Origin of the sequence: Sphaerisporangium fuscum, assembly GCF_018531465.1 — a bacterium.
In the GTDB taxonomy this organism is placed as follows: Bacteria; Actinomycetota; Actinomycetes; order Streptosporangiales; family Streptosporangiaceae; genus Sphaerisporangium; species Sphaerisporangium fuscum.
Window position 1 is genome coordinate 92,417 of the sequence record NZ_JAHDTF010000019.1, and the last position, 18,475, is coordinate 110,891.

Annotated in this window: 14 protein-coding genes and 1 riboswitch; of the genes, 8 read left to right on the forward strand and 6 right to left on the reverse strand. The window is 72.5% G+C overall.

The annotated features are described in order from the left end of the window. Positions 1–5: 5 nt before the first annotated feature. Positions 6–1,013, reverse strand: coding sequence for a GlxA family transcriptional regulator (locus tag KIK05_RS23855; RefSeq protein WP_250563324.1), 1,008 nt, complete (start codon positions 1,011–1,013; stop codon positions 6–8). A 127-nt stretch (positions 1,014–1,140) separates the two neighbouring features. Here KIK05_RS23855 and KIK05_RS23860 point away from each other — a divergent pair, with 127 nt between their 5' ends. After that, positions 1,141–2,010, forward strand: coding sequence for an NAD(P)-dependent oxidoreductase (locus KIK05_RS23860; protein WP_214413034.1), 870 nt, complete (start codon positions 1,141–1,143; stop codon positions 2,008–2,010). Between the two features lie 27 nt (positions 2,011–2,037). On the opposite strand, the gene KIK05_RS23865 is transcribed toward KIK05_RS23860, so the two are convergent. Beyond that, positions 2,038–2,607 (reverse strand): TetR/AcrR family transcriptional regulator, encoded by a 570-nt coding sequence (locus KIK05_RS23865; RefSeq protein WP_214413035.1) that lies wholly within the window; start codon positions 2,605–2,607, stop codon positions 2,038–2,040. 75 nt (positions 2,608–2,682) lie between these two features. Here KIK05_RS23865 and KIK05_RS23870 point away from each other — a divergent pair, with 75 nt between their 5' ends. The 3 genes from KIK05_RS23870 to KIK05_RS23880 all read left to right on the forward strand — a co-directional run bounded on the left by KIK05_RS23870 (position 2,683) and on the right by KIK05_RS23880 (position 7,794). Then, positions 2,683–5,796, forward strand: a complete 3,114-nt coding sequence (locus KIK05_RS23870; protein ID WP_214413036.1) for a bifunctional cytochrome P450/NADPH--P450 reductase — start codon at positions 2,683–2,685, stop codon at positions 5,794–5,796. A gap of 154 nt (positions 5,797–5,950) precedes the next feature. Next, on the forward strand, positions 5,951–7,333 hold the full coding sequence (locus KIK05_RS23875; protein WP_214413037.1) for an FAD-binding oxidoreductase: 1,383 nt from the start codon (positions 5,951–5,953) through the stop codon (positions 7,331–7,333). 71 nt (positions 7,334–7,404) lie between these two features. Next, positions 7,405–7,794, forward strand: a complete 390-nt coding sequence (locus KIK05_RS23880) for a hypothetical protein (RefSeq protein ID WP_250563325.1) — start codon at positions 7,405–7,407, stop codon at positions 7,792–7,794. A gap of 61 nt (positions 7,795–7,855) precedes the next feature. On the opposite strand, the gene KIK05_RS23885 is transcribed toward KIK05_RS23880, so the two are convergent. Together KIK05_RS23885 and KIK05_RS23890 are read right to left on the reverse strand one after the other, a co-directional pair. After that, positions 7,856–8,770 (reverse strand): SDR family oxidoreductase, encoded by a 915-nt coding sequence (locus KIK05_RS23885; RefSeq protein WP_214413038.1) that lies wholly within the window; start codon positions 8,768–8,770, stop codon positions 7,856–7,858. 64 nt (positions 8,771–8,834) lie between these two features. Continuing rightward, positions 8,835–9,590: an SDR family oxidoreductase gene (locus KIK05_RS23890; RefSeq protein ID WP_214413154.1), complete on the reverse strand. Its 756-nt coding sequence runs from the start codon at positions 9,588–9,590 to the stop codon at positions 8,835–8,837. 68 nt (positions 9,591–9,658) lie between these two features. On the opposite strand from KIK05_RS23890, the gene KIK05_RS23895 reads away from it, so the two are divergent. Genes KIK05_RS23895 through KIK05_RS23910 form a run of 4 tightly spaced genes read left to right on the forward strand, consistent with a single transcriptional unit; the run spans position 9,659 to position 13,110 of the window. Then, entirely contained in the window at positions 9,659–10,429 is a 771-nt protein-coding gene (locus KIK05_RS23895; protein ID WP_214413039.1) for an enoyl-CoA hydratase family protein, read from the forward strand. A 19-nt stretch (positions 10,430–10,448) separates the two neighbouring features. Beyond that, positions 10,449–11,303, forward strand: coding sequence for a CoA transferase subunit A (locus tag KIK05_RS23900; protein WP_214413040.1), 855 nt, complete (start codon positions 10,449–10,451; stop codon positions 11,301–11,303). Continuing rightward, positions 11,300–12,061, forward strand: a complete 762-nt coding sequence (locus KIK05_RS23905; protein ID WP_214413041.1) for a CoA-transferase subunit beta — start codon at positions 11,300–11,302, stop codon at positions 12,059–12,061. Before KIK05_RS23900 ends, KIK05_RS23905 begins: the two co-directional genes overlap by 4 nt. Beyond that, positions 12,058–13,110 (forward strand): NAD(P)H-dependent flavin oxidoreductase, encoded by a 1,053-nt coding sequence (locus KIK05_RS23910; protein WP_214413042.1) that lies wholly within the window; start codon positions 12,058–12,060, stop codon positions 13,108–13,110. The genes KIK05_RS23905 and KIK05_RS23910 overlap by 4 nt, the downstream gene beginning before the upstream one ends. A gap of 3 nt (positions 13,111–13,113) precedes the next feature. On the opposite strand, the gene metH is transcribed toward KIK05_RS23910, so the two are convergent. Further along, on the reverse strand, positions 13,114–16,716 hold the full coding sequence (gene metH / locus KIK05_RS23915; protein WP_214413043.1) for a methionine synthase: 3,603 nt from the start codon (positions 16,714–16,716) through the stop codon (positions 13,114–13,116). A gap of 16 nt (positions 16,717–16,732) precedes the next feature. Continuing rightward, positions 16,733–16,810, reverse strand: a riboswitch (S-adenosyl-L-homocysteine riboswitch). Between the two features lie 26 nt (positions 16,811–16,836). Continuing rightward, entirely contained in the window at positions 16,837–18,330 is a 1,494-nt protein-coding gene (locus tag KIK05_RS23920) for a glycoside hydrolase family 3 protein (RefSeq protein WP_214413044.1), read from the reverse strand. Between the last annotated feature and the right edge of the window lie 145 nt (positions 18,331–18,475).

The following is an 18,475-nucleotide window of genomic DNA, read 5'->3' on the forward strand; positions in this document are numbered from 1 at the left end:
CACCGTCACAACCCCACCGGCGTCGTACGCGGGAAGGCGCGCCGGTAGTCGCTGGGCGACACGCCGACATGCTTCAGGAAGTGATGGCGGAGGTTGTTGGCCGTGCCGAGCCCGCTCAGCTCCCCCACCTTCTCCACCGGCAGATCGGTCGACTCCAGCAGGCTCTGCGCCCGGGCCAGCCGCTGGTTGAGCAGCCACTGCAGCGGGGTGACGCCGGTCGCCGAATGGAACCTCCGGTAGAAGGTGCGCGGGCTGACCGCAGCCCGCCGCGCCATGTCCTCCACCGTCAACGGCCGGTCCAGACGCCCTCGGACCCATTCCAGGACGGGCCCGAGCCCTCCCGAGTCGGCCACGGGCACCGACAGGTCGACGAACTGGGCCTGGCCTCCCGGCCTGTGGGCGGGCACGACCATCCGCCGGGCCAGCTGGTTGGCGACGTTCGCGCCGAGGTCGCGGCGGACCAGGTGGAGGCAGAGATCCAGTCCCGCCGTGAGCCCGGCGCTGGTGAGCACGTCACCGTCGTCCACGTACAGCACCGAGTCGTCGACCTCGACCTTCGGGTACCGCTCGGCCAACTGCGCGGTGTGCATCCAGTGGGCGGTGGCCCGGCGCCCGTCGAGCAGTCCCGCCTCGGCGAGCGCGAAGGCGCCGGTGCACAGCGAGACCATGCGCGCACCGGCGTCGTGGGCGCGGCGCAGCGCCGTGACCAGCTCGGACGGCAGCGGCCTGCCGTCCTCCACGCAGGCGTCCGGCACCGACGGCACGATCACCGTGCCGGCGCCGGCGAGGTCGTCGAGGCCGTACGGGGTGTGCAGCCGCAGCCCGGCCGTCGCGGGGGAGCCCGGCGGCCGCGGTTCGCCGCCCAGGCCGCACAGCCGCAGGTCGTACCAGGGGTCGGCCAGGTCCGGCTGCGGCTTCCCGAAGACCGTGCACGGGATGCTCAACTCGTACAGGTCCCAGGAGGGGATCCCGATGTCCTCGATCACGACCACGGCGACGGAACCGGCACTCATGCCGTAGAGGCTATGGCAGCATTTTGGTGACAGGCGTCATCAGTGTCACTGTTCCCGGCCGTCGTCCCCTGTGAGGGTGGTCATCGCCCGACCAACCACCGTCAACGGGCTCGTGAGGAGTTGTGACATGAACACTGATGACCGCGGCGTGGCCGTCATCGGACTGGGGTCGATGGGTTCGGCGCTGGCCGCGGCGCTGCTCGACAGCGGCCACCCGACCACCGTCTGGAACCGTTCGGCGGAGAAGGCCGCCCCGCTCGCCGCCCGGGGCGCGCGTGCGGCGGCCTCGCTGGAGGAGGCGCTCGCGGCCGCCCCGGTGGTCCTGGCGTGCGTCCTCGACTACGACGTGCTGCGCGCGCTGCTGACGCCGGTGGCCGGCTCCCTCGCCGGGAAGGTCCTGGTGAACCTCACCAGCGGTTCGCCGGAGCAGGCGCGCGAGATGGCGTCATGGGCCGGTTCGCACGGCGCCGACTACCTCGACGGAGCCATCATGACCACCCCGCCGGGAGTGGGCACCGCCGAGGTGATGTTCCTGTACAGCGGGCCGGACGCCGTGTTCGAGGCTCACCGGCCGCTGCTGTCGGCCCTCGGCGACCCGCTCCACCTGGGCGGCGATCCGGGGCTGGCCTCCCTCTACGACGCGGCTCTGCTCGGCCTCATGTGGGCCACGATGACCGGCTGGCTGCACGGCACCGCGCTCGTCGGCGCCGAGAAGACGGAGGCCACCGCGTTCACCCCCGTCGCGATCCGCTGGCTGAGCACCGTGGCCGTGTTCCTGACGACGTACGCGCCGCAGGTGGACGCCGGCCGGTACCCCGGGGACGACGCCACCGTCGACGTGCAGATCGCCGCGATCGGCCACCTCATCCACGCCGCGTCCGCCCGGGGCGTGGACAACGCCCTGCCCGAGCTGCTGAAGGGCATGATGGAACGCGCCAGGGCCGCGGGCCACGGGTCCGACAGCTACGCGAGCCTGATCGAGGTGCTGCGGAAGTAGCCGGGCCGGCGCCAGCGATGAGTGCGGTCAGGAGTGGCGTCGTTCGAGGGCGGCGACGATGAGGTCGACGGCGATCTCGAACGTCTCGTCGGGCTCGCCGTCGCCCTCCAGGCTCTTCAGCAGGCCGTTGCTCTCGGCCGTCAGGAAGCCGAAGACGAAGGTGTACAGGACCTTGCGGACGTGGGCCAGCTCGTCGTCCGGGACCCCCGCCATGTGGAGGATGCGGGTGTACACCTCCCACAACGGGCCGGCCGCCAGGTCCCACACCTCGGGATGGGAGCTCATGTACGCCCACAGGGACGGGTGGGTGCGCGCGATGGAGCGGTAGGCGCGGGCGAGCCTGCGCAGCTGGTCCTGCCAGGGGCTGCCGTCGTCGGGGGGCAGCTGGATCTCGTCCCCGGCCAGCGCGCACACACCGCGCAGCAGCTCGGTCTTGTTCTCGACGTGGTGGTAGACCGACATCGGGTTCACGTCGAGGTCGGCCGCCAGCTTGCGCATGGACAGGGTGTCCACCCCGACGGTGTCGACCAGGCGTAGGGCGGTCGCGTAGATCTCTTGGGGGGTCAGGGGCGTCCCCCTGCGCGCACTGGCAGCCATACACCGTATGGTAGCGTCATCCATACAGTGTATGGCCGGCGGTATCGGGAACCGCCGGCGAAGGAGGGGTTCCCCATGGCGGCGACTCGGTCCATTCCGGCTCCACAAGGGCTGCCCGTTTTCGGCAACACGTTCCAGATTCCGTCGCACTCGCCGGCGGCCTTCCTCGAGCAGACGGCGGCGGAGCACGACGAGGGCATCTACCAGCTCGACCTGCTGGGGCGGAAGGTCCTGTTCGTCTACGACCCCGACCTGGTGGCCGAGTTGTGCGACGAGACCCGGTTCTACAAGGGCATCGACCCGCCGCTGTCGATCGTCCGCGACTTCGCTGGGGACGGGCTGTTCACCGCCCGTCGCGACGAGCCCGTCTGGGGCCACGCGCACCGCATCCTGATGCCGGCGTTCAGCCAGCGGTCGATGAAGGCGTACTTCCCGCAGATGCTGGAGGTCGCCGAGGCCCTGGCGGCCAAGTGGGCCGTGTCCGACCGGGTCAACGTGCCCGAGGACATGACCCGGCTCACCCTCGACACCATCTCCCTCACCGGCTTCGACTACCGGTTCAACTCCTTCGAGTCGCCGACGCTGCACCCCTTCCTGCAGGCGATGGGCAACGCGCTGACCGAGGCGATGATCCGCAACCGGCAGCTCCCCATCGTCACCAAGCTCAAGAAGAAGAACCAGGAGAGCTACCGGAGCGACATCCGTGTCATGCAGGACCTGGTGGACGACGTCATCCGGCGGCGCCGCGCCGAGGGCCACGGCGGCACCAAGGACCTGCTCGGCCTGATGCTGGAGGCCGCCGACCCGCAGAGCGGCGAGAAGCTGTCGGACGAGAACATCCGCAACCAGGTGCTCACCTTCCTCATCGCCGGGCACGAGACCACCAGCGGGCTGCTGTCGTTCGCCCTGTACAACCTGCTGCGCAACCCGCACGTGCTCGCCATGGCGTACGCCGAGGTCGACCGCCTGCTGCCCGGCGACGCGGTTCCCACCTACGAGACCGTCATGAAGCTGGATGTGATCCCGCGCATCCTGGAGGAGACGCTGCGGATCTGGTCCCCCATCCCGGCCTTCTCGGTCAAGGCCTTCGAGGACACCACCGTCGGCGGCTACCCGGTGTGCAAGGACCAGACGGCCGTCGTCCTGCTGCCGCCGCTGCACAGGAGCTCGAAGGCGTGGGAGCGGCCGGACGAGTTCGACATCGACCGGTGGCTCCCCGAGAACAGGGCGAGCCACCACCCCGCCGCCTACAAGCCGTTCGGCAACGGAGAGCGGGCGTGCATCGGCCGCCAGTTCGCGCTGACCGAGGCGCGGCTCGCCCTGGCCGTGGTGCTGCAGCGCTTCGCGATCTCCGACCCGGAGGTCTACCGGATGCAGATCAAGCAGACCCTCACCCTCAAGCCGGACGACTTCACCGTCAGCGTCCGGGAGCGCAAGCCGCACGAGAGGGCGGTGGCCGAGGTCGCCGAGACGGTCGAGGAGGAGCAGGTCGAGGTGGTCGCCACGGGCGTGGCCCTCACCGTCGCCTACGGCTCCAACCTCGGCACCTGCGCCGACATCGCCGAGCGGCTGGCCGAGCGGGCGGGGCGCTCCGGCTTCACCACCACGCTGACCTCGCTGGACGAGCTGGAGCCGCCCCGCGACGGGCTGCTCGTCGTGATCACCTCCACCTACAACGGCAAGGCGCCCGACAACGCCCAGCGCTTCGACGCGCTGGAGGAGTTCCCGTCCCTGGAAGGGGTCCGCCTGGCGCTGCTGGGGTGCGGCAACACCCAGTGGCCCACCTACCAGGGATTCCCCCGGCGCGCCTTCGACAAGCTCACCCGCGCGGGGGCCGTCCCGCTGGTCGAGCGCGGGGAGGCCGACGCCGACGGCGACTTCGACGGCGACGTCTCGGCGTGGACGGCCGCGTTGTGGGCGGCGCTGGCCGCGGAGTACGGCACCTCCGCCGCCGACAGCGGGCCCCGCTACGAGATGGACGTGCTCACCGAGGCCGAGGTGCGTCCCGCGGTGGTGTCCCCGAACGCCGTCCCGCTGACCGTGCTGTCGAACGAGGAGCTGACCGGCGACCCGGCCGGGCTGTGGGACTTCTCGGTGGAGGCGCCCCGCCCGGGTGTGCGCTCGATCGTCGCCGAGCTGCCCGAAGGCGTGAGCTACACCGCCGGCGACCACCTGGCCGTCTTCGCCAAGAACGACCCCGAGCTGGTCGAATGGGCGCTGCGCTGCCTGCGCGTCCCGCGCGACCAGGTCGTACGGCTGCGGGCGCGCGGCACGACGCACCTGCCGGTGGACACCCCGGTCACGGCCGGTCTGCTGCTGACGGAGTTCGCCGAGTTGCAGGAGGTCGCGACCCGTTCCGACCTGGCGGCACTGGCCGCCCACACCGAGTGCCCCTGGACGCGCGGGCAGCTGGCGCGGCTCGCGGACACCTACGCCGACGAGATCCTCGCCAAGCGGGTCTCGGTCCTGGCCCTGCTGGAGCGTCTCCCCGCGATCACGCTGCCGCTGCCGGTGTTCCTGGAGATGGCGGGGCCGATCCGGCCGCGTTACTACTCCATCTCGTCCTCCCCGCTGGCCGACCCGCGCCGGGTGCGGATCACCGTCGGGCTGGTGGAGGGCCCGGCCTGGTCGGGCAGCGGCGAGTACCGCGGCATGTGCTCGGCCTACCTGGCCGGGCTCGTGCCCGGCGAGGTGTTCTACGGGTACGTCCGGGTGCCGAGCCCGCCGTTCCGCCTGCCGGGCGACCCCGCGACGCCGGTGATCCTGGTGGGGCCGGGCACCGGGTTCGCCCCGCTGCGCGGATTCCTGGAGGAGCGGGCGCTCACCGGCGCGTCCGGTCCGGCGGAGGTGTTCTACGGCTGCCGCCACCCCGAGCACGACTGGCTGTACCGGTCGGAGCTGCGCGGATGGGAGGACGAAGGGGTCGCCCGGGTGCACGCGGCCTTCTCCGCCGTGCCGGGGCACCCGTTCCGGTTCGTCCAGGACGCCATCGCCGCCGAGGCGGACACCCTGTGGGGGCTGCTGGAGCGCGGCGCGCACGTCTATGTCTGCGGCGACGGCCTGCGCATGGCGCCGGCCGTCCGTCAGGCCCTCGCGGGGATCTACCGCGACCGGACCGGCGGCGACGGCGAGGAGTGGCTGCGCGGCCTGGAGGCCGAGGGGCGCTACCAGCAGGACGTCTTCGCCTGACCCTCGGGCGGTCGCGGTGAGTGACCGTCAAGTCCCCGCCCAGCCGCGGGCAAGTTCTCCTCAAACGGTGTGGTGGACGGTGGCCCCGTTGAGATCGAAGCCCGCCGGTCCGCGCCACGAGCGTGCCGGCGGGCCGCGCCCATGAGGAGAGAGCATGACTTCGCACGACATCGACGGCGCCTCCGGCCTGGCCGCCGACCTGCGGCGGGCGGTACGGGGCCGGGTGTCGGTCCCCGGGGACGAGGGCTTCGAGGCGTCCCGCCGGCCCTGGGCGGTCAACGTCGACCAGCGGGTCCGGGCCGTCGTCGAGGTCGAGGACGCCGCCGACGCCGCCGCGCTGGTCGGCTACGCGGCCAAGGCCGGGCTGCGGCTCGCCGTCCAGCCGAACGGCCACGGGGCCACGGACGGCCTAGACGGCGAGATCCTTGTCCGCACCGGCCGGATGCGCGGGGTGGAGATCCGCCCGGAGCGGCGGACGGCGCGGGTGGAGGCGGGCGCCTCGTGGGGTGAGGTCCTCACGGCCTCGGCCGGGCATGGGCTGACCGGGCTGTGCGGCAGCTCCCCCATCGTGAGCGCCACCGGTTTCACGCTGGGCGGCGGGCTCGCCTGGTTCAGCCGCCGCCATGGCCTGGCGGCCAACGGCGTGCGGTCGTTCGAGGTGGTCGACGCCGAGGGCTCCCTCCGTACGGTCAGCGCCGGCAGCGACCCCGAGCTGTTCTGGGCGCTGCGTGGCGGTGGCGGCGACTTCGCCCTGGTCACCGCGATGGAGATCGAGCTCTACCCGGCACCCCACCTCTACGGCGGCCGCCTGATCTGGCCGATGGAGCGCGCGGCGGAGGTCATGGCCGCCTTCCGCGCGACGACCGCGGTCGCGCCGGAGGAGCTGAGCCTGTGGTTCACGCTGATGCGGTTCCCGCCGTTCCCCCAGTTGCCCGAACCGCTGCGCGGCCTGTCGGCGGTCGTGATGGACGTCACCTATCTGGGCGAGGCGGCGGAGGCCCGCCGGCTGCTCGACCGGTTCGACCGCATCCCCGGCCTGGTCGTCGACACGCGGGACGAGATCGCCATCCCCGAGCTGGGCGGTGTCTGCGCCGAGCCCACCGACCCCAGCCCCGCCGTGCAGCACGCCGAGCTGCTCCGTGGGCTGGACGACGACGCGGCGGCCGCCTTCCTTGCGGCGGCGGGACCGGACACGATCTTCCCGCTCGCCGTCGCGCAGATCCGCCACCTGGGCGGCGCCCTCGCCCGTCCCGTCCCGGACGCGGGAGCGTGCGGGCACGTGGCCGAGCCGTACATCCTGAGCCTGCTCGCCATCGCCGGAGCTCCCGAGGAGATGGCGGCGGTCGAGCGGCGCATGGGCTCCTTCCGGGAGGCTCTGGCGCCCTGGATGAGCGGCGCGAGGCCGTACACGTTCCTGGGCCACTCCGAGGGGCCGGAGGCGGCGTTCCCGGCCGACGTGCTCGCCCGGCTGCGCGCGGCGAAGCGGCGCTACGACCCCGACGGCGTCTTCCGCGCCAACCACCCCATCTCTAGCTGAGAGGTGATTTGCCCGGCTTGTTCTTCGACAGGCCGCGACGCGGGTACAAACCGTCATGACTGGGGGAAGCCATGAGAAAGATCGCGACGGTTGTCATACTCGCCACAACGGCCATGGTCGGCACGGTGGCGGCCGGAGGGCCGCCGGGACACGAGGGCAAGCAATCGGTCAGCGAGGAGCAATACCGGATCCTGATGCGTCAGTGCAGGTACGCCGACACCGATCGGGCGCGCCGGGAATGCCGGGCGGAGGTCCGGACGAAGTATGAGATCGGGAAAGCGTCCACCACTCTCGACTGCCGGACCTACTCCGGGGTCACGGTGTGCGGTGTGCTGAAGCTCAGCGTGCGCCAGCGGCAGTGCGTCGACAAGTCCGTGCAGGGGGGCCTGACCTACCGCCGCGCCGAAGTGGAGTGCTACGCGTTCTCGGCCGGGGCCGGCACGCCCGCGCGTGCCGAGTGACGGCGGAATGGGAGCGCCGGCCCCGATCCGGCTCCCATCCGCTCACGCCGGAGCGTCCCGCTCATCCCTGGGCGACCCCGTAGACCGGGGCGGGGACGGGGGCGCCGGCCAGGAGCTCGGCGACGGCCGCACCGATCTCGCCGACCTCCCACTTCGCGCCCTTGTCCACGCCCGGGCCATGGGTCCAGCCGGTGGCGATGGAGATCATGCCGCCCTCCACCTCGAACACCCGCCCGCTCACCCCCGCCGACTCGGCCGAGCCGAGCCAGACCACCAGCGGGGCCACGTTCGCGGGGTCCATGACGTCGAAGCCCGACTGCGGGGGCGCCATCATCTCGGGGAAGACCTCCTCGGTCATCCGCGTGCGCGCGGCCGGGGCGATCGCGTTGACGGTGACCCCGTACCTGGCGAGCTCGGCCGCGGCCGTGTGGGTCAGCGCGACGATGCCGGCCTTGGCCGCGGCGTAGTTGCTCTGGCCCACGCTGCCCAGCAGCCCGGCCCCCGACGAGGTGTTGATCACCCGGCCGTCCACGCGCTCACCCGCCTTCGAGCGCTCCCGCCAGTACGCCGCGGCGTGCCGCAGCGGCAGGAAGTGGCCCTTGAGGTGGACGCGGACGACGTCGTCCCATTCCTGCTCGGTCATCGAGACCAGCATGCGGTCGCGGACGAAACCGGCGTTGTTCACGAGCACGTGCAGCCCGCCGAAGGCGCTGACCGCGGTCTTCACCAGCCGTCCCGCGCCGTCCCAGTCGGCCACGTCGTCGCAGTTGGCGACCGCCTGGCCGCCGAGGTCCCTGATCTCCTCCACCACGGCCTGCGCCGGGCCACCCGAGCGGCCCGCGCCCTGACGGCCCGTGCCGAGGTCGTTGACCACGACCTTCGCGCCCTGCCGGGCGAACTCCAGGGCGTGCGCCCTGCCGATGCCGCGACCCGCGCCGGTCACGACGACGACCCGTCCCGCACAGATACCGCTCATTCACCGTTCCTTTTTCCGCAGTGAGCAGGCAGAGTTCCCTGATCTTTCATATTTCATGTGTGATTCAGGGGAGTTGTCGCCAAGCCGGAATCTCGCCGCCCCCGTGGAGGTGCAGCCGCGCGCCCGTGACGTAGCCCGGTGACGCCAGCCACAGGCAGGCCGCCGCGACGTCGTCGGGCCGCGCCATCCGCCCGGCCGGGACGGTCGCGGCCACCCGCTCGACGTCGCCGCCGTAGTGATCCGCGGCGTTCTCGGTCTCCGCGAGCCCGACGACCACCGCGTTCACGCGGACCCGCGGCGCCCACTCGGCGGCCAGGCACGCCGCCAGGTGGTGCAGCCCGGCCTTCGCCGCGCCGTAGGCGGAGGTGCCCGGCGAGGGCCGGTCGCCGCTCACGCTTCCGATCATGACGACCGAGCCGCCCGAGGCCGCGAGCAGCGGGTGGGCGCGCTGCGAAACCAGCAGCGGGGCGGTCAGGTTCAACTCGACGATCCTGGCGTGCAGGCGGGGCGAGGTCCCGGCCAGCGGGGCCGGCGGCGAGCCGCCCGCGTTGTTGACCAGCACGTCGAGCCGTCCGTACGCCCCCTCGATCCGGCCGAGCAGCCGGTCGACGTCATCGGGGTCGCGGACGTCCGCCGGGAGGAAGCGGGCCTCCCGGAAGGGTGCCGGGCCGGGCGTCCGGATCGGCCGGTCGGGGGGCTTGCGGGCGCAGACCACCACCTCGGCGCCGGCCCGGAGGAACGCCCCGGCGACGCCGGCCCCGAGGCCCTTGGTGCCGCCCGTGACGAGCACCACCCGGCCGCTGTAGTCGTACTCCGCCATGCGCACCACCGCTCCCGAGGCCGCCCTCGTGCTACCGTACCAAGCAAGCGTTAGGTGCGGGAGGGTGAATGGGCTTCAAGGGGATCACCGTGCACCACGGCGGCCCGATCGCCGAGATCGTCGTCGACGTCCCCCCGGTCAACGCGCTGCCCGTCCAGGGCTGGTTCGACCTCGCCGAGGCGGTGCTGTCCGCCGGCCGCGACCCGAGCACGCGGGTCGTGGTGCTCCGCGCCGAGGGCAAGGGTTTCAACGCCGGGGTCGACATCAAGGAGATGCAGCGCACCAGCGGCTTCGAGGCCCTCGTCGGCGCCAACCGCGGCTGCTACGCCGCCTTCGCCGCGGTGTACGAGTGCGAGGTGCCGGTGCTGGCGGCCGTCCACGGCTTCTGCCTGGGCGGCGGGATCGGCCTGGTCGGCAACGCCGACATCGTCGTGGCCAGCGAGGACGCCTACTTCGGGCTGCCCGAGGTCGACCGGGGCGCCCTCGGCGCCGCCACCCACCTGGCACGGCTCGTGCCGGCCCACCTCATGCGGGCCATGGTCTACACCTGCCGCAACGTCACCGCCGCCGAGCTGCGCCACCACGGGTCCGTACTCGACGTCGTGCCGCGCGGCGAGCTCAGGGACGCGGCTTTCGAGGTCGCCGGGCGGATCGCCGAGAAGGACCCCTACGTCCTGCGCAGGGCCAAGGAGTCGCTCAACGGCATCGACCCCGTCGACGTGAAGCGCAGCTACCGCTTCGAACAGGGCTTCACCTTCGAGCTCAACCTGATGGGCGCGGGCGACCGCCACCGCGACGCCTTCGTGGACCGGACGGACCCGGCCCCGGACGGCGCCTGAACCCCGCACGAGGAGGGCGATGACGGACAAGACGATGTCGATCGAGCAGATCGTCGGCACGCTGGAGAGCGGCATGACGATCGGGATCGGCGGCTGGGGGTCCCGCCGCAAGCCGATGGCCCTGGTCCGCGCGATCTGCCGCTCACCGCTGCGCGACCTGACCGTGGTGACCTACGGCGGGGCCGACGTGGGGCTGCTGTGCGCCTACGGCAAGGTGCGCAAGGTCGTGGCCCCCTTCGTCACCCTGGACTCGATCCCTCTGGAGCCGCACTTCCGGGCCGCCCGCCAGAGCGGGGCGATCGAGTTCACCGAGTACGACGAGGGCATGTTCATGTTCGGGCTGCTCGCCGCGGCCCACCGGCTGCCGTTCCTGCCGACCCGGGCGGGCCTCGGGTCCGACGTGATGCGGGTCAACCCGCACCTGCGCACGGTCCGCTCGCCCTACGGGGACGGCGAGGAGCTGGTCGCCGTCCCCGCCCTCGGCATGGACGTCGCGCTGGTGCACCTCAACCGGGCCGACCGGCGCGGCAACGCGCAGTACCTCGGCCCCGACCCGTACTTCGACGACCTGTACGCCAAGGCGGCGGGCCGGTGCTACGTCACCTGCGAGCGGCTGGTGGACACCGCCGACCTGCTGAAGGAAGGGCCCGTGCAGTCGCTGCTGATCAGCAGGTCGATGGTGACGGGCGTGGCCGAGACGCCGGGCGGCGCGCACTTCACCGCCTGCGAGCCGGACTACGGGCGGGACGAGGCCTTCCAGAGGAGCTACGTCGCCGCCGCCGGCGACCCCGCCGCCTGGGAGGCGTTCAAGGAGCGCTTCCTCGCCGGTGACGAGGCGGCCTACCAGGACGCCGTGCGCGAGGAGAGCCGATGAGCGCGGCGACGCGGGCCGAGGTGTGCGTGGTGGCCTGCGCGGAGGCCTTCCGGGGGGACGGCGAGATCCTGGCGGCGGGCATCGGCGGCGCCGTCACCGTCCTCGCGGCCCGGCTGGCGCGGCTGACGTTCGAACCCGACCTCATCACGCACGACGGGGTGTGCCTGCTCACCGGCGACGTGCCGCCCCTCGGCGAGAGCCCCGAGGTGGTGGAGGGGTGGCTGCCGTTCCGCGACCACCTGTGGCTGACGCTGCGGGGCCGGCGGCACGTCATGCTGGGCGCCAGCCAGATCGACCGGTACGGCAACACCAACATCTCCTGCATCGGCGACTGGGAGAGGCCGAGATCCCAGCTCCTCGGGGTACGCGGCGCGCCGGGGAACACGGTGTGCGACCCGACGAGCTACTGGATCCCCCGGCACTCCAGGCGGGTCTTCGTGCCCCGGGTCGACATGGTGAGCGGCGTCGGGTACGACCGGGCGGCCGCCGCGGGGCCCGGCGCCTCCCGGTTCCACGACCTGCGCCGCGTGGTGACGAACCTCGCCGTCCTCGACTTCGCCACCCCCGACGGCTCGATGCGCCTGGCCTCGGTCCACCCCGGGGTCACGGTGGAGGAGGTCGTGGCGAACACGGGCTTCGACCTGGCCGTGCCCGAGGGCGAGGTACCCGAGACCCGCGCACCCACCGCCGAGGAGCTCCGGGTCATCCGCGACGTCCTCGACCCGAAGGACCTGCGCGCCCGGGAGGTCCCCCAGTGAGGACCGCTTTCACCGACCTGGTGGGGTGCCGGTACCCGATCGTGCAGACCGGGATGGGGTACGTCGCCGGGGCGCGGCTGGCGGCGGCGACCTCGCGCGCGGGCGGGCTCGGGATCATCGCGGCCGCCACCATGTCGATCGAGCAGATGACCGGCGCCATCAGGTCCGTCAAGGAGCGCACGGACGCGCCGTTCGGGGTGAACATCCGCTCCGACGCCGACGACGCCGGCGAACGGGTGGCGGTGATGATCCGCGAAGGGGTGCGGGTCGCCTCGTTCGCGCTGGCCCCCAGGCCCGAGCTGATCGCCCGGCTCAGGGACGCGGGGGTCGTGACGATGCCGTCCGTGGGCGCCCGCCGGCACGCGGAGAAGGTCGCGGCGTGGGGCGTGGACGCGGTGATCGTGCAGGGCGGTGAGGGCGGCGGGCACACCGGACCGGTACCGACCACCGTCCTGCTCCCCCAGGTGGCCGACGCGGTGGACATCCCGGTGGTCGCCGCCGGAGGGTTCTTCGACGGGCGCGGCCTGGTGGCGGCGCTCGCCTACGGCGCCGCCGGGATCGCCATGGGGACGCGGTTCCTGCTGACCTCGGACTCACCGGTGGCCGACGAGGTGAAGAAGCTGTACCTGACCGCGTCCGGCACCCTGGTCACCACGCGCGTGGACGGGGTGCCGCACCGGGTGCTGAGGACGCCGTTCGTGGAGTCGCTGGAGAGATCGGGCCGCCTGACGGGCCTGATCAGGGCCGTCGCCAACGGCGCGCGGTTCCGGAAGATCTCCGGTATGAGCTGGCGGCGGATGATCGCCGAGGGGCTGCGGATGCGGCACGGCCGCGACCTGACGTGGGCTCAGGTGCTCCAGGCGGCCAACACCCCTATGCTGCTGAAGGCCGCCATGGTGGACGGCCGCGCCGACCTCGGGGTGATGGCGTCCGGGCAGGTCGTCGACGTGATCGACGACCTGCCCACCTGCGAGCAGCTGATCACCCGGATCATGGCCGAGGCGTGGGCCGCGCTCGACCGCCTCCCGGGAGGGCGCCCGCCCGGCTGAGCGTCACTCCGGGTCGTAGGCGAGGTTCGGGCGCAGCCAGCGCTCGACGTAGGACAGCTCGACGCCGAGCCGCCGCGCGTAGTCCTCGGCCTGGTCGCGCCCGACCCGCCCGACGGTGAAGTACCGCGAGGCCGGGTTGGCGAAGATCAGCCCGCTGACGCTGGCCGCGGGCGTCATCGCGTACGACTCCGTCAGGCCCATGCCGAGCTTCCCGGCGTCGAGCAGCTCGAACAGGTCCTTCTTGAGGCTGTGGTCGGGGCTCGCGGGGTAGCCGAGGGCCGGGCGGATGCCGCGGAAGCGTTCGGCGTGCAGGTCCTCCAGGGACGGCTCGGCGTCCGGCTCGAACCAGTCGCGCCTGGCCTGGAGGTGCACCTGCTCGGCGAACGCCTCGGCCATCCGGTCGGCCAGCGCCTTCACCATGATCGAACGGTAGTCGTCGTGGTGGGCCTCGTAGCTCGCGGCCAGCTCCTCGGCGCCGTGCACGGACACCGCGAACCCGCCGATGTGGTCGCCCTCGGGGGCCAGGTAGTCGGCGAGGGAGCGGTTGGGCCGTCCTTCGGGCTTGGCGGTCTGCTGGCGCAGCATGGGCAGGCGGACGGCCGCCTCCGGCCCGGCGTCGATCAGGATGTCGTCGCCGTCGGAGCGGGCCGGCCAGAAGCCGTACGCGCCCCGCGCCTCGAAGCGCTCCCCGGCGATGATCTCGTCGAGCAGGGCGTTCGCCTCGTCGTACAGCTCACGGGCCTGGGGCTGGTCGAGGATCCCCGGCCACTTGCCCTTCAGCTCCCAGGCGAGGAAGAAGAACTGCCAGTCGATCATGGCCCGGACGCCGGAGAGGTCGGGGGTGACCATCCGGACGCCGGTGAAGGCCGGGACGGGCAGGTCGTCGAAGGAGACGCGCTCGCGGTTGGCGCGGGCCTGGGCGAAGGTCAGCAGGGGACGCCGCTGCCGGTTCTCGTGCTGCTCGCGCAGTTGCTGCTGCTCGACGCGGTTGGACGCGGCCAGTTCCGAGGCCCGCTCGGGGTCGAGCAGGTCGGAGACGACGCCGACGACGCGGGAGGCGTCCAGGACGTGCACCGTGGTGCCGTCGTAGGCGGGCGCGATGCGCACCGCGGTGTGCTGGCGGGACGTGGTGGCGCCGCCGATGAGCAGGGGGAGCTTCATGTCGCGGCGCTGCATCTCGGCGGCGACGGCGACCATCTCGTCCAGCGACGGGGTGATCAGCCCCGACAGGCCCACGGCGTCGGCGCCCTCGGCGATCGCGGTCTCGAGGATCTTGGCGGCGGGGACCATGACGCCGAGGTCGATGACCTCGTAGTTGTTGCAGCCCAGCACGACGCCCACGATGTTCTTGCCGATGTCGTGGACGTCGCCCTTGACGGTGGCGAGGACGACCTTGCCGTTGCCGCGCGAGGCCTCGGCGCCGCTCTTGTCGGCCTCGATGTAGGGCTCGAGGTAGGCGACCGACCGCTTCATCACCCGCGCGCTCTTGACCACCTGCGGCAGGAACATCTTCCCGGAGCCGAACAGGTCGCCGACGATCTTCATGCCGTCCATCAGCGGGCCCTCGATCACGTCGAGGGGACGGACGGCCTTCTGCCGGGCCTCCTCGGTGTCGGCCTCGATGAAGTCGACGATGCCGTGCACGAGCGAGTGGGCGAGGCGCTCCTCGACGGGCGCGTCCCGCCAGGACAGGTCGACCTCGCGCTTGGTGCCCGCGCCGCTCACCGTCTCGGCGAAGGAGACGAGCCGGTCGGTCGCGTCGGGACGCCGGTCGAAGAGCACGTCCTCGACGAGTTCGAGCAGGTCGGCCGGGATGTCCTGGTAGACGGCGAGCTGCCCGGCGTTGACGATGCCCATGTCGAGCCCGGCGCGGACGGCGTGGAACAGGAACGCCGAGTGCATGGCCTCCCGCACCACGTCGTTGCCGCGGAAGGAGAACGACAGGTTGGAGATGCCGCCACTGGTGCGGGCGCCCGGGCAGCGCTGCTTGATCAGCGGCAGGGCCTCGATGAACGCCTTGGCGTAGCCGTTGTGCTCGGCGATGCCGGTGGCGACGGCGAGGACGTTCGGGTCGAAGACGATGTCCTCGGGGGCGAAACCGGCCCGCTGGGTGAGCAGGTCGTAGGCGCGGGCGCAGATCTCGACCTTGCGCTCGGTGGTGTCGGCCTGGCCCTGCTCGTCGAAGGCCATGACGACCACGCCGGCGCCGTACCCCTTGATCTTGCGGGCCTGCTCCAGGAAGGGCTCCTCGCCCTCCTTGAGGCTGATGGAGTTGACCACGCCCTTGCCCTGCACGCACTTGAGCCCGGCCTCCAGCACGCTCCACCGCGAGCTGTCGACCATGATCGGGATGCGGGCGGCCTCGGGCTCGGTCGCGATCAGGTTGAGGAAGGTCGTCATGGCCTGCTCGCTGTCGAGCAGGTCGGCGTCCATGTTGACGTCGAGGATGTTGGCGCCGCCGCGCACCTGCTCCAGCGCGACGTCCACGGCGCCCTGGTGGTCGTCGGCCTCGATCAGCCGGCGGAACCGGGCCGAGCCGGTGACGTTGGTGCGCTCACCGATCATGACGAAGCCGGTGTCCGGGCCGATCTCGAACGGCTCCAGGCCGCTGAAGCGCGTGGCCGCCGTGGGCCTCGGAACCTCGCGCGGCGCCATCCCCGACACGGCCGCGGCGACCTTGGCGATGTGGGCGGGGGTGGTGCCGCAGCACCCGCCGACGATGTTCACCATGCCCGAACCCGCGAACTCCGCGAGCAGGCGCGCGGTCTCCTCGGGCGTCTGGTCGTAGCCGCCGAAGGCGTTCGGCAGGCCCGCGTTCGGATGGCAGGCGGTGTAGGTGCCGGCCAGCCGCGCCAGTTCGGCGATGTGCGGGCGCATCTCCTCGGCGCCGAGCGAGCAGTTGACGCCGACCACCATCGGCTCGGCGTGCGCGATCGAGTTCCAGAACGCCTCGACGGTCTGCCCCGACAGGGTGCGGCCGCTGAGGTCGACGATGGTCACCGAGATCCACAGCGGCAGCTCGGGGGCGACCTCGCGGGCGGCCGCGATCGCGGCCTTGGCGTTCAGCGTGTCGAAGATCGTCTCAATCAGCAGCAGGTCGACGCCGCCCTCGGCGAGGGCCTTGATCTGCTCGGCGTAGGTCTCACGGACCTGGTCGAACGTCACCGCGCGGTAGGCCGGGTCCTCCACGCGGGGGGACAGCGACAGCGTGACGTTGAGCGGGCCGACCGAGCCCGCCACGAACCGTCCACCGGCCTCGTCGGCGGCCTGGCGGGCGAGCCGGGCGCCCTGGAGGTTCATCTCGGCCACGTACGCCTGCAGGCCGTAGTCGGCCTGGCCGATGCTCGTGGCGGTGAAGGTGTTGGTCGTGGTGATGTCGGCGCCGGCCTCGAGGTACCGCCGGTGCACGTCGAGGATCAGGTCGGGCCGCGTGAGGTTCAGCAGGTCGGGGTCGCCGGTGACGTCCCAGGCGTGGTCGGTGAAACGGTCGCCGCGATAGTCGGCCGGGGTGAGCGACGCCCCCTGCAGCATCGTGCCCCACGCACCGTCGAGGACGACCATCCGCTGGTCCAGAAGCTCACGCAGCGCTTCGGTCCTGCTTTTCATACGACCACCTCCCAAGATCTGGGAGGCGCCCTTGTTGACAGTGAGGGGGGCCGAGCGTGGCGGGCCTGAGCCCGTTGCAGCGCCTCTCGACCTAGATCGCAATGATACCTGCCCGAGACCTCAGTCGACCAGCAGACCGGCCAGGGCCTCGGCGGCGGCCTGCCCGCAGACCCGGGCGGCGCCGTGCGTGGCGAGGTGGACGGCGCCGAGGTCCGCGCGTCCCGGCAGGCCCATCTCCACCACGATCGCGTCGGGACGGGCGGCGAGCACGCGGTCCAGCACCGCCGTCTGCCAGGAGTGCCGGTGCGCGTCGCGGACCACGACCACGAGCGGACGGCCGGCGGCCGGCGTCAGCACGGCCTCCTCCAGCCGGTCGAGGTGGCCCCCCTCCTGGAGCCGCACGCACGTGGTGCCCGGCAGCAGCTTGCCCAGCGGCTCGCCCACCCCCCACGGCATGTCCTTGTCGATGGCGAGGTTCATGCGTGGCGACAGCTCGGCCACGTGCGGCGCCACGGTGATCGGCAGCGCCCCTCCCCCGGCCTCCGGCCTGATCCGCAGCGCGCGCCGGGCGGCCTCCAGACCGGCACGGGGGTCGCCGGGGTCCTGGCGGCGTCCGGGGTCGGTCCATCCGGCCAGCGCGGTGACGCGCTTGGCCGCGTCGGCCAGCCGTTCCTCGGGCAGCAGCCCCGCGGCGACCGCGTCGGCGATCGCCTCGCGGAGCTCCGCCACCACCTCGTCGCCGGCGTTCTCCCCGCCGACGCAGATCAGGTCCGCGCCGGCGGCGATGGCCCGCGCGCCACCCCCGCCGATGCCGTACCGGTCGGCGACGGCGGCCATCTCGATGGCGTCGGTGACGATCACGCCCTCGAAGCCCAGTTCCTCCCTGAGCAGTCCGGTCATGACGCGAGGGCTGAGCGTGGCGGGGACGTCCGGGTCGTAGGCGCCGACGAGCAGGTGCCCGGACATGATCACACGGACGTCGGCGGCTATCGCCGCGCGGAACGGCGGCAGCTCCACCTCGTGCAGCCGCTCCCGTGAGCCCGCGATCGTGGGCAGGCCATGGTGGGAGTCCACCGCGGTGTCCCCGTGGCCGGGGAAGTGCTTGGCGCACGCGGCGACGCCCGCCGCCTGGAGCCCCCGTATCCAGGCGGCGGTGTGCCGGGCCACCAGCGCCGGATCGGCGCCGAACGACCGCAGGCCGATGACCGGATTGGCGGGGTTGGAGTTGACGTCGGCCGTGGGGGCGAAGTCGACGTCGACGCCGGCGGCGGCCAGGTCGGCTCCGACGCCCCGGGCGATCTCCTCGGTGAGGGCCACGTCGTCGACCACGCCGAGCGCGTAGTTGCCCGGGCGGGAGCTGCCGGTGCGGGCCTCCAGCCGCGTCACGTCGCCCGTCTCCTCGTCGATGCCGACGAGGGCGTCGGGGTTCTCGGCGCGCAGCGCGGCGGTCAGTTCGGTGAGCCGGGCGACGGTGTCGACGTTCCTGGAGAACAGGACCACGCCGGCCAGCCCCTCGCCCAGGCGGCGGCGCAGCCAGTCCGGCGGCGTCAGCCCCTCGAACCCGGGGAGGAGCACCGAATCGGCCAGACGCAGGAGCTCGGGGCTGCGCTTCATTCACCACTCCTCGCCCGGCGGCCGGCGCGCGGGACCGTACGGCTGCGCCGTCCCCCCGCCGGCGGGCGCGGCACTGGGACGGTCTGGGACAACGGGTAAATTTAATAGGAAAGTTTCCTGTTTTCTAGTCCCGTTGACGTGCGTC

Bases quoted from the DNA above. Each gene is read 5' to 3' on its own strand.
- KIK05_RS23870 (WP_214413036.1), top strand. From the start codon at position 2,683: ATGGCGGCGACTCGGTCCATTCCGGCTCCACAAGGGCTGCCCGTTTTC.
- KIK05_RS23885 (WP_214413038.1), bottom strand. From the start codon at position 8,770: ATGAGCGGTATCTGTGCGGGACGGGTCGTCGTCGTGACCGGCGCGGGT.
- KIK05_RS23890 (WP_214413154.1), bottom strand. From the start codon at position 9,590: ATGGCGGAGTACGACTACAGCGGCCGGGTGGTGCTCGTCACGGGCGGC.
- KIK05_RS23920 (WP_214413044.1), bottom strand. From the start codon at position 18,330: ATGAAGCGCAGCCCCGAGCTCCTGCGTCTGGCCGATTCGGTGCTCCTC.
- KIK05_RS23900 (WP_214413040.1), top strand. From the start codon at position 10,449: ATGACGGACAAGACGATGTCGATCGAGCAGATCGTCGGCACGCTGGAG.
- KIK05_RS23860 (WP_214413034.1), top strand. From the start codon at position 1,141: ATGAACACTGATGACCGCGGCGTGGCCGTCATCGGACTGGGGTCGATG.
- KIK05_RS23865 (WP_214413035.1), bottom strand. From the start codon at position 2,607: ATGGCTGCCAGTGCGCGCAGGGGGACGCCCCTGACCCCCCAAGAGATC.
- KIK05_RS23880 (WP_250563325.1), top strand. From the start codon at position 7,405: ATGAGAAAGATCGCGACGGTTGTCATACTCGCCACAACGGCCATGGTC.
- metH (WP_214413043.1), bottom strand. From the start codon at position 16,716: ATGAAAAGCAGGACCGAAGCGCTGCGTGAGCTTCTGGACCAGCGGATG.
- KIK05_RS23855 (WP_250563324.1), bottom strand. From the start codon at position 1,013: ATGAGTGCCGGTTCCGTCGCCGTGGTCGTGATCGAGGACATCGGGATC.
- KIK05_RS23905 (WP_214413041.1), top strand. From the start codon at position 11,300: ATGAGCGCGGCGACGCGGGCCGAGGTGTGCGTGGTGGCCTGCGCGGAG.
- KIK05_RS23895 (WP_214413039.1), top strand. From the start codon at position 9,659: ATGGGCTTCAAGGGGATCACCGTGCACCACGGCGGCCCGATCGCCGAG.
- KIK05_RS23875 (WP_214413037.1), top strand. From the start codon at position 5,951: ATGACTTCGCACGACATCGACGGCGCCTCCGGCCTGGCCGCCGACCTG.